General features: G+C 46.5%; 16 protein-coding genes and 4 pseudogenes. 16 read left to right on the top strand and 4 right to left on the bottom strand.

Annotated features, from left to right (window positions below; all coding sequences use genetic code 11):
• The first annotated feature begins 307 nt into the window (after positions 1–307).
• From PGW99_RS00005 to PGW99_RS00020, 4 genes are all read left to right on the top strand, one after another.
• Positions 308–493, top strand: coding sequence for a hypothetical protein (locus tag PGW99_RS00005; protein ID WP_273779508.1), 186 nt, complete (start codon positions 308–310; stop codon positions 491–493).
• Positions 494–902: 409 nt separating this feature from the next.
• Entirely contained in the window at positions 903–1232 is a 330-nt protein-coding gene (locus tag PGW99_RS00010; protein ID WP_273778025.1) for a hypothetical protein, read from the top strand.
• A 305-nt stretch (positions 1233–1537) separates the two neighbouring features.
• Complete coding sequence (locus PGW99_RS00015; protein ID WP_273779509.1) at positions 1538–1807, top strand: iron-containing redox enzyme family protein; 270 nt, start codon at positions 1538–1540, stop codon at positions 1805–1807.
• 302 nt (positions 1808–2109) lie between these two features.
• Positions 2110–2367: a hypothetical protein gene (locus tag PGW99_RS00020; protein ID WP_273778026.1), complete on the top strand. Its 258-nt coding sequence runs from the start codon at positions 2110–2112 to the stop codon at positions 2365–2367.
• A gap of 283 nt (positions 2368–2650) precedes the next feature.
• On the opposite strand, the gene PGW99_RS00025 is transcribed toward PGW99_RS00020, so the two are convergent.
• The 4 genes and pseudogenes from PGW99_RS00025 to dapA form a co-directional block, all read right to left on the bottom strand.
• Positions 2651–2914 carry a hypothetical protein gene (locus tag PGW99_RS00025; RefSeq protein WP_273778027.1) on the bottom strand — a complete coding sequence of 88 codons (264 nt, stop codon included), beginning with the start codon at positions 2912–2914 and terminating at the stop codon, positions 2651–2653.
• A 541-nt stretch (positions 2915–3455) separates the two neighbouring features.
• Positions 3456–4206, bottom strand: a pseudogene (gene purC / locus PGW99_RS00030) (phosphoribosylaminoimidazolesuccinocarboxamide synthase).
• A 31-nt stretch (positions 4207–4237) separates the two neighbouring features.
• Positions 4238–4849: pseudogene (locus tag PGW99_RS00035) on the bottom strand (lipoprotein-34 precursor (NlpB)).
• 17 nt (positions 4850–4866) lie between these two features.
• Positions 4867–5766: pseudogene (gene dapA / locus PGW99_RS00040) on the bottom strand (4-hydroxy-tetrahydrodipicolinate synthase).
• A gap of 1102 nt (positions 5767–6868) precedes the next feature.
• On the opposite strand from dapA, the gene PGW99_RS00045 reads away from it, so the two are divergent.
• The 12 genes and pseudogenes from PGW99_RS00045 (at position 6869) to PGW99_RS12385 (ending at position 12984) form a co-directional block, all read left to right on the top strand.
• Positions 6869–7078: a hypothetical protein gene (locus PGW99_RS00045; RefSeq protein WP_273778028.1), complete on the top strand. Its 210-nt coding sequence runs from the start codon at positions 6869–6871 to the stop codon at positions 7076–7078.
• A 336-nt stretch (positions 7079–7414) separates the two neighbouring features.
• Entirely contained in the window at positions 7415–7546 is a 132-nt protein-coding gene (locus PGW99_RS00050; protein ID WP_273778030.1) for a hypothetical protein, read from the top strand.
• Positions 7533–7655, top strand: coding sequence for a hypothetical protein (locus PGW99_RS00055; protein ID WP_273778033.1), 123 nt, complete (start codon positions 7533–7535; stop codon positions 7653–7655). Before PGW99_RS00050 ends, PGW99_RS00055 begins: the two co-directional genes overlap by 14 nt.
• A 304-nt stretch (positions 7656–7959) precedes the next feature.
• Positions 7960–8587 (top strand): annotated as a pseudogene (pncA, locus tag PGW99_RS00060) (bifunctional nicotinamidase/pyrazinamidase).
• Positions 8588–8736: 149 nt separating this feature from the next.
• Entirely contained in the window at positions 8737–9948 is a 1212-nt protein-coding gene (locus PGW99_RS00065) for an MFS transporter (RefSeq protein WP_273778036.1), read from the top strand.
• A gap of 169 nt (positions 9949–10117) precedes the next feature.
• Positions 10118–10555, top strand: a complete 438-nt coding sequence (locus PGW99_RS00070; protein ID WP_273778038.1) for a TolC family protein — start codon at positions 10118–10120, stop codon at positions 10553–10555.
• Between the two features lie 29 nt (positions 10556–10584).
• Complete coding sequence (locus PGW99_RS00075; RefSeq protein WP_273778039.1) at positions 10585–10710, top strand: hypothetical protein; 126 nt, start codon at positions 10585–10587, stop codon at positions 10708–10710.
• The gene (locus tag PGW99_RS00080; protein ID WP_273778041.1) at positions 10673–11203 is read left to right on the top strand and encodes a TolC family protein; all 531 of its coding nucleotides are present in this window, start codon (positions 10673–10675) and stop codon (positions 11201–11203) included. Before PGW99_RS00075 ends, PGW99_RS00080 begins: the two co-directional genes overlap by 38 nt.
• Positions 11149–11553 (top strand): TolC family protein, encoded by a 405-nt coding sequence (locus tag PGW99_RS00085; RefSeq protein WP_273778043.1) that lies wholly within the window; start codon positions 11149–11151, stop codon positions 11551–11553. Before PGW99_RS00080 ends, PGW99_RS00085 begins: the two co-directional genes overlap by 55 nt.
• Before the next feature lie 29 nt (positions 11554–11582).
• Positions 11583–12080, top strand: coding sequence for an HlyD family secretion protein (locus PGW99_RS00090; protein WP_273778044.1), 498 nt, complete (start codon positions 11583–11585; stop codon positions 12078–12080).
• Positions 12077–12643, top strand: coding sequence for an HlyD family secretion protein (locus tag PGW99_RS00095; RefSeq protein WP_273778046.1), 567 nt, complete (start codon positions 12077–12079; stop codon positions 12641–12643). Before PGW99_RS00090 ends, PGW99_RS00095 begins: the two co-directional genes overlap by 4 nt.
• Positions 12643–12984, top strand: coding sequence for an ATP-binding cassette domain-containing protein (locus PGW99_RS12385; RefSeq protein WP_443098198.1), 342 nt, complete (start codon positions 12643–12645; stop codon positions 12982–12984). Before PGW99_RS00095 ends, PGW99_RS12385 begins: the two co-directional genes overlap by 1 nt.
• The last annotated feature ends 99 nt before the right edge of the window (positions 12985–13083 follow it).

Genomic DNA, 13083 nt, shown 5'->3' on the forward strand with positions numbered 1-13083 from the left:
TCGATTTTATGTTGTGGGATTTGGCTTTGTGCTGGCCGACATTCCTAGCATTTTTGTTGCCGCGCCATTTTTCTCCGGCTTCACAATGGTACAGTATTGTCTGGACATTTCTCAAGCTGATACGGTGATTGCACCTGCGGACTTTTTCTGTTGTTTGAAGCCGAGAATGTATTTGTCCATGCGGGCGAGTTCTGAGCTTTAACGGCAGACGTGTTCTTCCGTTGAACTCCCTGAAGGCACTCAGAAACTGACGTTTACTTCCGGAACCACAGGACAGCCGAAAGCGGTTTGTTTAAGTAGCGGACAGATTCTACGTGTGGCAAAAGCACAGAGTGAAGCGATTACCCCAGATGATCCGCAACATCATTTGGCGATCATACCACTTGCGGTCTTACTCGAAAATATTGGCTGTTATGCCATTTTGCTTCGTGGTGGTTCGGTTGAATTGGCACCAGCTTGGCGGTATTGGGCTTGCAAGGTGCAAGCGGACTGAACCTCGCACTTTTATTTTAGTCGGTATTTGCAGCAGTCCAAACCGCATAGCCTAATTCTGGTGCCACAAATTTTGAGTGCCTTAGTTCAGGCAATACACAACGAACACTTTAAATCCACAAGATTTCCGCTTTGTTGCGAAGTGGGCGGTGAGCATATCAATCCCGAACTTTTTTGGCTCGGGCCAAAGCCTGTGGTCTGCCAGTTTTTGAAGGATATGGCCTATCTGAATGTGCTTCGGTGGTGGCGCTGAATACTTTGCAACAAAGTAAAGCAGGCAGTGTAGAGCAAGCGGCACACGCATGTGCAGGTCAAAATTGCGGAAGATGGAGAAGAGTGGTGGCGGGCAACCGCTGTCTGGGCTATCTGGATGCTGAAAATCAACCGGATGCCTGTGGCCAACCGGAGATTTGGGTCATTTTGATCAAGAGGGCTATTTATATATTCACGGCCGGAAAAAACATCAGTTTATTACTAGTTTTGGTCGTAACGTCAATGCGGAATGGGTGGAAAGCTTGTTAGGCCAAACCGGTGTGATTGCCCAAGCCTTCGTTTATGGAGAGGCCTTGCTTGCGGAAAACTATGCCTTGCTTTGGCCTGTTAAAGCCAGTGCCACCGATCAGGAGATTGCCCAAGTGGTTGAGCGTGCAAATGCCCAGCTTCCTGACTATGCCCAGATCAAGCATTGGATCCGCTTGTTTGAACCTTTTAGTCCTCTACAACCAGCTCGCGACCTCTAATGGACGGCTCAAGCATTGAGGCGATTGATAACTCGCTTTCAACATAATTTTGTTTAAATTTAGGAATACAATGATGAAATTCTTCGACAAATTACAGCAAGCAACAGCAGAGCAACGTCAAACTCTTTTAGCCACGTCGGTGATTCAAGATGCGCTCAAGTCATAGCTCTCTTTAGAACAATACTGCGCATTTTTAACCCAAGCTTATCATCATGTGCGTTTTACCGTACCGTTGATGATGGCTGCAGAAACAAATTTGCCAGAGCGTTTGTCCTGGTTGCAGCCGGCGGAGGATTTGTGAATATATTGAAGAAGAAGCGGGCCATGAACAATGGATCTTAAATGACCTGAAAGCGTGTGGTGTTGATCCCGAACAGGTCAAAAACAGCCGCCCAAGCTTGCCAATCGAACTGATGGTGGCCTTTTTGTTTGACCAAGTTCGTCGTGTCAATCCAATTGCCCTGTTTGGTATGGTCAATGTACTGGAAGGAACCAGTGTATCGGTTGCGACAGAAGCTGCAGATAAAATCCAGCTTGGCATCTCAAACTGCCGAATCAGGCCTTTAGTTATCTGAAATCGCATGGCAGTCTGGACATTTCACGCCTATGCAACATTTTTGAGAAGTTGATGAATCGGGTCCAAGATGAAAAAAGACCAGCAAGACATCGTTTCACTGTTCAAAAGTGGTGTTTAAACTTTATACCGAAATGTATGAGCAAAGTGCCACAGATCAGCCATAAATTTGCCGCTTAAGGAGTGAGAATATGCAGCTTTCCAAGGCACAGGTATTACTGACTGGGGCAAGCAGTGGAATCGGTTTAACACTGTGTGCGGCATTATGCATAGAAAGGTGCTAAAGTCGCCTTGCGGTGGCTCATGTACCCAAGTTTTGGGAATCACTGGCTGCACAATATCCAGCACAGCTGGAAATTTAACAAAACTGATTTATTGCAAGCTACGGATTTGATGAAAGTCGTGGAAATTGCACTCAAAAAGGCGAATCTAAATACCTTGATTCGTACGGCGGGGCTTAATCATTTTGCTTTAGCAGAGCACCAATCTGCAAGAGCAAATCCAAAAACTGGTCCAGTTAAATGTCACGACACCGATGATCCTGACATCGGCGTTGATTAGAAAACTGAAAAGAGTCAACCTGAGGCCAAGATTTGTCAATGTGGGGTCAATTTATGGTTCATTATTGGGTTTTGCTGGCTACACCAGTTTTATTGCGCGACCAAGTTTGCAGTGCGGGGGTTCTCGGAGGCTTTACGGCGTGAGCTGGCTGACACAACGGTTTTGGTGCTTTATGGCTGGTGGCCCGCGTGCCACCAAGACCAGTATGGTCTACATCTGCTGCCCAACAATTAACGCAAGCGATGGGGGCAAAGAAGATTCTCCAGAATTTGTAAGAAGAATATTATTCAAGCCATTCAGCAGGATAAACAAAATATTTATCTGGGTTGGCCAGAGCGAGTGCTTTGTACTCATTAATTCGATTGTATGCTGCATTTAGTGGATCAGGGGTGAGAAAGCATTTTGCCCTTAATCCGCCAGTTGAGTCAGTAAAAGTACAATAGAGTAATAGCCAGTTTTTATGCAGAGTTTTGTTCGAAGATCCGTGAAAACGGGTCTCTTTGTCCCCATGATGTGGATGGGAAACAAGGTATTTGTCGGCTGTCATCAGTTTGGCAGCTAAATCAGTCTATGTAATAGCATATTGAGTTTAATATTATTTTTTTGAATAGAAAAAGCCCAACGTCCTGTTGGGCTTTTTCGTATTTACTGCTTAGGTAGGGCTGCTGTTCTACCTCACTTTCCTGGTGCTGGAACTTATCATTTTTGTTTTTTGTTCCGGAACATCCTGTTCCTGTATGACTTCATCATAAGCAAAAAATAGTTGTTGCCCTAGCCGCAAAATCCCTAAATGCATGTGCGCCATTGCTTACAAAAATGGCTAAAAGTTATCCCATTTTTATCAGCAGAAATTGAGGGTGATTTCTACCCTGAGCATCTGATGGAATCAGGAAAAATATAAAATAGACTATTTTTAAACAGATTGACTGACGAGAGATGTCAGAATTGAATATAAAAAAATGACTTGTTTCTAAATCAGTTTTTCGGGGTTGCGTCCTCGATTTCTTATTGCATAGACATTTTAATTGGCGAGATAACACAATAAAACCGAGTCATTCGACTCGGTTTTTTTTATTTGGCTATTCAGATTAGATATCTGAAAGGTCGATGCCGATTACACGGGCAGCCACTTCTTCGCCCTTATATGCTTCAACCACACCGCCTAAACCTTGACGGAAACGGTCTTTATCGAGTTTTTTCTTGAGTGTCTTTATCCCACAAACGGCAACCGTCTGGAGAGAATTCATCACCCAATACGATACGGTCGTGAAACACACCGAATTCAAGTTTAAAGTCAACAAGTAGCATGTTGCCTTCTGTCGAACAAATCTTTGAGCACTTCGTTCACTTCATAAGTGGGATCTTTCATTTGAGCCAACTGTTCCAGCTGTTGCCCAACCTAAAAAACAATTGCTTGAGATTCGTTGACCATTGGATCATGCCCAACGCATCATCTTTAAGAACAATTCAAATGTCGAAGTGGGGTCAGTTCTTTCACCTTCTTCTACACCAAGACTTGTCGGCACAATGAACCCACCCAGCATAATTACAGATGAGCACATTCAACCGGAATCATTTTTAAGTTTTTCACTAACACTTCCTGGTTTGGTGTTAGCAGTTTCTCAAAGTGAGTTTCGATACCCGCTGCTGCCAGTTTTCCATGATGAAGGCATTGAAGCGGTTGTTCACCTTGCCTTTGCGATCTAGTTGTTGTTTCGATCTTTTCGCCATTCAGAACGCAGAGGCATCATCACGAAAGACTAAATCAGGTGGTCGGCAGAAGTCTGTTTCATAAACAGATTTTGCTTTACCAGTATAGAGCAAGGCTTGTTTTAACATAGGGAACCTTTTTCCAAAATATGCCTAATGACTAGGCTGGCCAATTTTGATAAATCTGGGCTACAGCAACAATTCCCGCAGCTTTTTTCGCGCTCGGCAAAACTGTTGTCAACATCAGTGAAGACCGCTAGATTATGACTTGAACCAACAGACGTCAGTCTTAACACATAGGTTTTGGTTATCGAGCTTCAGGGTGACTTCATACCCATTTTGCTTTGGCCAACGATGGTATAGTCAAGGCTACTGAGGGTGGCAAGTGTATATTGCCAAATTGTAGCAGAATTTCCTTCGATTTTAAGCAACGGATTTTGATTTCCGTCGGTGACCAGCTGCGGACGCCCAACCGTATCATTCTGTTCAGATACGGTATTGTTGATTTGTGCAGCATTTGGACGTGGCATTTCAAAACGGTTGCCGCGTGCATTGCTGTAGTTTGGAGCATTCTGTAACGCCAGTGGTTCGACCAGTGGCGCAGGGTACAATGGTGTCACTGGCCGCACTAACGCACCTTCAGGATATTTTAGCGGTTCAAGTGTTGTGGTGTATTTGTAATCCAGCGAGCCGTTATTAATGGCCAGATGACTACAACCCGCTAAGCTAAAAAAACTGAAAGTGCAAGGGTTAAACCAGTACGTAATTGCATAATGTTGTGCTCTTATATTAAATCACACCTGCGGCCTGAAGCGCTTCGCGTAATGGTGTGCGGTATTGTTCTGCAAGTGGCGTCAATGGTAGACGGATGCCGGTACCAATCATGCCCATTTCATGGAGTGCCCATTTCACCGGAATCGGGTTGGATTCACAAAATAGAATATTGTGTAAATTTGCAACCTTATTATTCAGTTCTTCTGCCAGAGTGGCATTTCCTGCAAGCGCAGCAGCACAGATCTCGCTCATGATTTTTGGCACAATGTTGGCAGTCACAGAAATGTTGCCTTTCGCGCCTAATCCCATCAATTGATATGCCGTGGCGTCATCACCTGAGTAAACGGTCATGCTCTTGCCTTGTAGGCCTTTTGATCAGTTGCTGGCCACGCGGAACATCACCAGTAGCATCTTTAATCCCGATGATTTGTGGAATATCGGCCAAACGGATCACGGTTTCATTCAGCATATCTACACCGGTACGGCCTGGTACATTGTACAGAATCTGTGGAGATCAACGGCTTCCGCAATGGCTTTATAATGCTGGTATAAGCCTTCTTGGGTCGGTTTGTTATAATAAGGTGTCACTAAAAGTGCAGCATCCGCGCCCAGTTGTTTTGCTTCTTGAGTCAGTTCAATCGCTTCATGGGTTGAGTTGGCACCCGTACCGGCAATGACCGGGATACGTTTGTTGGCCACACGAATGATTTCTTTGATCACTTGGGTGTGTTCAGCCATGCTTAAGGTAGAGGCTTCGCCTGTGGTACCTACCGCGACAATACTGTTGGTGCCTTGCTCAATATGCCATTCGACCAGCTTCTCGAGACCCTTCCAATCTACGCTGCCATCTTCGAACATACTAGGGGTGACGATTGCGACAATTGAGCCTTGAATGGTCTGTGCTTGCTGAGTCATTTTAAAAAAAAATATCCTATTTATCCATCCGAATGAGAGTGAAAAGAGGGGACTGGATGGTTGCAGTATTTTTGAATTCAAGCTAGTATCAACAAGACGATGCCTATTGAATAATGCTTACTTCCAAATTATGACTGATGAATCGGGTGGAGAACAATATGCTTTTAGTCAAAGCGCTTTTTTAAAACTTTAAAAAAGTAACAATAAAAATAGTTTAGCTGTTAATGATCCGTAAATTTTAAGGTTTTTTTCAGGCCCATCAAAACCGCTGATGTATAGGCTTTTAACTCGGTTAATACAGGACTTTAGTGGTAGGCTGGCTTGAATATGACCAGCTTTTCTGTGTATCTAATGCGTGGGTTTTGATCTTTAAAATTTATATGTTATAAAGATGAGCCTCAGCACAATTAGCCAATTAATAAACCTAATAATTTTTCTTTAAATGATCACTAAAATAAATCCTAATAATTGTTTTTTAAATACTAATTAGAAAATCTATTTCAGGTATAAAAAATATGAAATGGTGATTGAAATCACATCATATTCTTTTAGTTTTTGCTCAGAATTCAGATTTTATTCTATTGCTTTTTTGCCTATCTTTTCAGCTCCAGTTAAAATGAGAAAGTTCCATTATCATCCGAAATAATCCTTAATTTTCTAAAACTTATTGGTAGAAATTAATTCTGTTTGGGCTCTTCGTAGATGATTGCTCGCTCATCTGAATACTGATTAAAACAAGGAATTCTCCAATGGAAAGATCAGGTAACAAACATTCCGTTATTACTGTCGCGATCTGTTTTTTGATCAAAAGCGGTTATTGAAGGCCTGGATATTCAGGCTGCGTGGGTGCATTGCTGCCAAAGGGATTAGTGAGCATTTTCGCACTGGATAAGTCACAATTGGGTATTTTCTTCAGCGCAGGGATTCTGGGTCTACTCCCAGGGGCGTTGATTGGCGGTCGTTATGCCGACCGTATTGGCCCGTAAAAAGTCTTGATCTGGTCGGTTGCCACCTTTGCTGTATTTACCTTATGTACCGTATGGGTAAACGAAAGCTTCACCAGCTTCGGCGGTGGTGCGTTTCCTCGCCAGTGCAGGCTTGGGTGCTGCGATGCCGAAGCTTGGTTGCTTTGGCAGCTGAGTCGGTACGACCTGAAAACCGTGGCCGTGCCGTGGGTCTGATCAACAGCTGCGGGTATGCCAGTGGGTGCATAATTTTATCCTATATTGCCAGCCTGGATTTCGGTACAAACTGGAAAAACATTTTCTATCTCGGTGGCTTATGGCCACTGGCATTGGTGGTTCCGCATTGATGATGTTGTTGCTGCAGAATCACGTTGAGTTCTTGAAAGCACCAGGACAAACAGCAAGCGGCTGAGCCACAAGGTTCTTTCTAAAGACCTATTCAACAGCGAAAACCGTCTGCGTACTTTGCTGCTCTGGGGTAGCTATTTCTTGACCTTGATGGTGGGTTTACATCATGAGCCGAGGCTGGTTGCCATCGTTGTTTATGGAACTTGGTTTCTCACGCAAAGAAGGCAGTACCAGCACAGTTAACAGCCTTCATGATCGCAGCAGCACTTTCGGTACGGTGATCCTAGGCATGCGCTGACAGACCGCTGGAAGAAAGCCTACGTGATTGACCCCTGATGTACGGTGGTATTACGGCTGGTCTGTTTGGCTTAGATGCAGCAGTTTCATTGACCAACATGTACTGGGCAGCGGCATTAACAGGTGCATTCGTCATTGGGTGCCAAGGTGTACTGTATGCGTTCCGGTAGTATCGTGTATCCAACCAATGTGCGTGCAACAGGAATTGTAGAGGTATGGCTTCTGCAGTCGGCCGTGTTGGTGCAATGCTCGGACCAGCAATTGCGGGTCAATTATTAGCTGCTGGTTTCGAGGTGCTGCTGGTGTCGTTTCTGCTGCGATTCCATGTATCATCGTGTCTGCAGTCCTGATGTTGTTGGTGGTACAGTAACTTGCCGAATCAGGCTGCTGCAACTCAACCTGCACAATCTGGTTTAGAAACTTCATGATGATTGCTTGCTGAATGCAGCAAGCTCACATGATCAAAAAGCCCGCGATCCATCCGTGGGCTTTTTGCTGAACAAAATTGCCGATTAATGAGGTTTCAGATTTCATCCTGACCATGCTAACAATACAGACCATGACTGAATAAGGATCAGCTGCTATGAAACTGTCCAAGCATGATGCGTTAATCGTGGTCGATGTGCAAAATGGCTTTACCCCAGGCGGGCAACTGGCCGTTGCCGGGGGAGATGAAATTATTCCCCGCATTCATCAGCTGGCACATTGTTTTGACAATATTATCCTGACGCAGGATTGGCATCCTGCCAACCATGTTTCTTTCGCGGTCAACCATCCCGGTCAACAGCCCTATGACAGTATTCTTTTGCCTTATGGTACGCAGGTGCTTTGGCCGGTGCATTGCGTACAGGGCACGGCAGACGCGGAATTACATCCAGACCTTGATTTGCCGAAGGCTGGCTGATTATCCGTAAAGGCTTCCATCCTCAAATTGACAGCTATTCAGCCTTTATGGAGGCAGACCGACAGACCAGCACCGGACTGGCAGGCTATTTGAGGAACGTCAGATTGATACGGTATATGTAGTTGGTTTGGCGACTGATTTTTGTGTGGCCTGGACGGCACTAGATGCCCGAAAATTGGGCTTTCATGCCTATGTGATTGAAGATGCTTGTAAAGGGATTGACCTAAACAGCTCGCTGGCCGAAGCCTGGCAGCGTATGCAACAACAGGGTGTGCATCGTATTCAGTCCACAGATCTTTGTGCGTAGTGGAAATTTTATTCAGTATCTACAGCCTTGATATAAAAAATGATGATGTGATTGCTGTTGCTTATTTGTTTAATACAACAGTGCTGCTTATAGTGATTTCATGCCATCTGTCTTCAGAATGAATGAACTGCAATTGATAGGAAATCTGCATGTCCATAGCTGTATCTGCCTCTCCGCATACTGAACTGTCACGCGGCTTTGTACTGATTATGTCTCTGGCCTGCGGGCTATGTGCCGGTGCTAACTATTTTAACCAGCCGCTGATTTATGCGATTGCCACAGACCTGCATACGACGACTACACAGGCCGCATTAACGGTGGTTTTGGCTCAGGTGGGTTATGGTTTGGGATTGTTGTTTCTGGTGCCCTTGGGGGACTTGCTGGAAAAACGACGTTTTATTATCAGTCTGATGGTACTCAGTGCCACGGCGCAAATTCTACTTTCCTTGAGTGACAGTTTAGCTCTGCTGTATAGCATGACTTTGGGGGCTTCCTTTTTTTCCATCGCGGCACAGGTACTGATTCCATTTGCTGCGACGCTCAGCCCATCCCATAAAAGTGCTGAAATTGTGGGGGTACTGATGAGTGGTCTGGTCATGGGTATTTTGCTGGCGCGTACTTTTGCCGGTTTTATTTCGACCACTTTATCCTGGCACTATGTGTATTTGCTGAGTGGCATGTTTACACTGATGTTTGCTGTCGTGATGTGGCACAAGTTACCCACGACCCAGCCGAACCGGGAGTTGAAACTGCTGGGAATTTACCGCTCCTTGATCGAGCTGGCTTATCAGCAGCCACATTTGATCCGGCGTGGCATTGCGGGTGGATTGGGTTTTGGGATTTTGGCCATGATCTTTACCACCATGACTTTTATCCTGGCCAATCCTCCATATCTGTTTAATGAGTTTCAGATCGGGTTGTTCGGTTTGTTGGGCGTGATTGGAATTTTGCCACACGCTGGTCAGGTAAAACCATCGGGCAGGAAAGAAAACTTCGTTGCTATCTTATGTAGCAGTCTGTTGTTACTCGGCTGGATTCCGTTGGCATTTGCCCGCATGAATCTTGGTCTGTATGCACTTGGGGTATTGATGTGTTATTTCGGTTTGACAGCATTTCACGTGTTGAACCAGAACTTGGTTTACCGGATTTCCATCCAGGCACGTTCCCGCATTAATGCCGTTTATATGACTCTGTATTTCTCTGGGGCGGCATTGGGATCACTGTGTACGGTGTATGCCTGGGCACATTGGTCATGGCCGGGCTGTGTACTCTTGGGCATTGTGTATGGCAGTCTGATTCTTGCCATCGACCGTTATGATTTTCGTCAGATGCGACAGGCCGATTCATCTTCTGTCTCATGACGGGATGAGTCTTCTGCTGCATGAAAAGTCATAAAAATCTGTAGGGCTGACACATCGTCGAAATGAAATTGCAGGCGGCATCTGGCTTCAAATTTGTTATAGTGCAAATAATCATCAATACGCAATAACTTGCTGCTTCATTTAAGCATTAAAAAATAAAGACAACAGCATGAAAAATAAGATAAAGAATGTTTCCGGTCATTTAGTAGCTGGACCTGTTAGACCTATTCTGGTGATGGGGGTGCTGTCACTTACCGGTTGTCAGGTCTTGCAAATGCCGGAAACGGGTGCCGATATCCAGCTGCCTGCCCAGTTTACCGACATGCCCAGTCAGCCTGTACAGCGCTTGAGTTGGTCAACCTATTTTACCGATCCGGTGTTGCAACAGTTACTGCAGCAAACTTTGCAGCATAATCAGGATTTGCAGCTTGCTGCACTACGGGTCGCTGAAGCTCAGGCCATGTATGGAATTCAGCGAGCTGAACTGTATCCGCAGTTGGGCTTGGGTACTGATTTTAGCCGTAATCGGGTGCCTGCTGACTTGTCGCCTCTTGGACAGTCATATATTGCCAACCAGTTTCAGCTTGGGGTTGGGCTGCAAAGTTAGAGCTGGATCTCTGGGGGCGTATCCGCAGTTTGAAACAGGCAGCACTCAAGCAGTTTCTGGCCCAGCAGGCCAATCAGATCGCAGTACAGAACAGCCTGATTGCCCAGAGTGGCTTCGGTGTATCTGAATTTAAGTGCTTTGGATCAGCGGGTTGAACTGGCTGAGCATGCAGCAGGGAGTTATCAAAATTCGGTACGCATCTTTAAGCGCCGTTATGACGTCGGTTCAGGTTCCAAGGTGGAATATACGCAGGCTCAGACCCTACTGAGCAATGCGCAGAATTTGCTGGCACAGTTACAGCAGGCCCGTGCCAGTCAGCGGAATTTGCTAATCCAGTTGGTGGGGCGGCCTGTTCAGCTCACCCGACCCACGCCATTAAGCCAAATTCAATGGGCACATCAAGCGCGGGCAGTGGGCTTACCATCGGATTTACTGCTGAACCGGCCTGATTTGCGGGCAGCTGAATATCAGTTACAGGCACAAAGTGCCAATATTCAGGCAGCCCGTTTGGCGTTTTTTCCCCGTATCAGTTTGACTGGTGGCTTTGCGACAGCCAGTGGTGAACTGGAGGGTTTATTCCAACCCAGAGTCAGTTGTGGCAGTTTGCACCGAGTATCAGCATCCCGATTTTTACCGCTGGCCGCTTAAAAGCCAATCTGGATCTGGCACAGGTTCGTCAGCAGATGGCGGTGCGGGAATATGAAAAAACCATTCAAAACGCGTTTCGCGAAGTCCGGGATGCCTTGCAGAATGAAGATTGGCTGACCCGGCAATTGCAGATTCAACGCCAGGGTTTAAAGGCTTTCCGTGAACGGGTGCGGCTGGCACAACTCAGCTATGACAATGGTGCGGTCACTTATCTCGAAGTGCTGGATGCCCAGCGCAGTTTGCTGGCCGCAGAACAGCAGGCCGTAGAAGTACAAAGCGCTTTACTGAAAAACCAAGTCGCGTTATATCTGGCTTTAGGTGGTGATATTAGCCTGATTCATCGGGTATAGGCTTCAATGAGACAAACAAAGAGAAGCTCATGAAAATAAAAAAACTGCTTTGGCCCATAGCGGCTGTTTTGGTGCTGATCTTGCTTGGGTATTACCTCTGGCAACGCTTTCAGCAGCCCGATACGCAGGGACTCATTAGCGGTAATGGCCGGATTGAAGCGACTGAAATTGATATCGCCAGTAAATTACCCGGACAGTTAGAGCAGGTCTTAGTCAAAGAAGGTGAGTTTGTGGAGGCCGGTCAGATCCTGGCGAAAATTAAAGTTTCTTCGATTGAAGCCCAGCTCAATGAAGCCCAAGCCCAGCAACAGCAGGCAGAGAATGCTGTACTGACAGCACAGGCACAGGTGGCGATGCGGCAAAGTGACAAAGCTGCGATGTTGGCGATGGTGTCACAGCGCGAAACTGAACTGAATGCGGCGCAGCGCCGGTTGAAACGTACTGAAATTCTGGCCAAAGAAGGCGCATCCTCCTTACAGCAGCTAGATGATGACCGATCCAATGTGCAGCGTGCGATTGCTGCGTGAATACGGCTCAGGCACAGGTGGCCAGTGCCGATGCGGCGATTAAGGCGACACAGGCACAGGTGATTGGTGCCGAGTCTGCCGTGAAAGCAGTGAAAGCCACCATCCAGCGTATCCAGTTTGATCTTGATGACAGCCAACTTAAAGCACCGTTAAAAGCCCGGGTGCAGTATCGTATTGCTGAGCCAGGTGAAATGATTGCAGCAGGTGGCAAGGTACTGAACCTGATTGACCTGTCCAATGTGTATATGACCTTTTTCCTGCCCGAAACTGTGGTGGGACAAGTAGCAATTGGCACTGAAGTGCGGATTGTGCTGGATGCCGCACCGAATGTGGTTATTCCTGCCAAAGTGTCTTATGTGGCCGATACGGCCCAGTTCACTCCGAAGACTGTGGAAACCCAGAGCGAGCGGCAAAAGCTGATGTTTCGGGTTAAAGCTCAGGTAGATCAGGCGGTTTTGCAAAAGTACATGACCCATGTCAAAACCGGTCTGCCCGGGGTGGCCTGGATCAAGCTCGATCCAAAGCTGGCCTGGCCGGCTCAGCTGTCACGTAAGGTGCAATGATGATCTTGCCCTCTGTTGTGGCCGAGCTGCAGCAGGTTGGCTTGCAGTACGCACAGGTCAAGGCGCTGGATGCGATTGACCTGCAGATTCCTGCCCAGAAAATGGTCAGGCTGATTGGCCCAGACAGGGTGGGCAAGTCCAGTCTGTTGGCCCTGTTGGCCGGTGCACGCAAGGTGCAGCAGGGCCAAGTCATTGTGCTCGGCGGTGATATGTCACATCGCCATCATCGTGAAATGATTTGTCCGAACATTGCCTATATGCCACAAGGGCTGGGTAAAAATCTCTATCCCACCCTGTCGGTTGAGGAGAATCTCAATTTTTGCCCGGCTATTTGGTCATGACCGTGCCGAACAGCGCAAACGTATTGATGATCTAACCCAGAGTACAGGTTTATATCCTTTTCTAGACCGCCCGGCTGGAAAGCTTTCTGGCGGGATGAA

The organism is Acinetobacter sp. GSS19, from assembly GCF_028621895.1.
Classification (GTDB): Bacteria; Pseudomonadota; Gammaproteobacteria; order Pseudomonadales; family Moraxellaceae; genus Acinetobacter.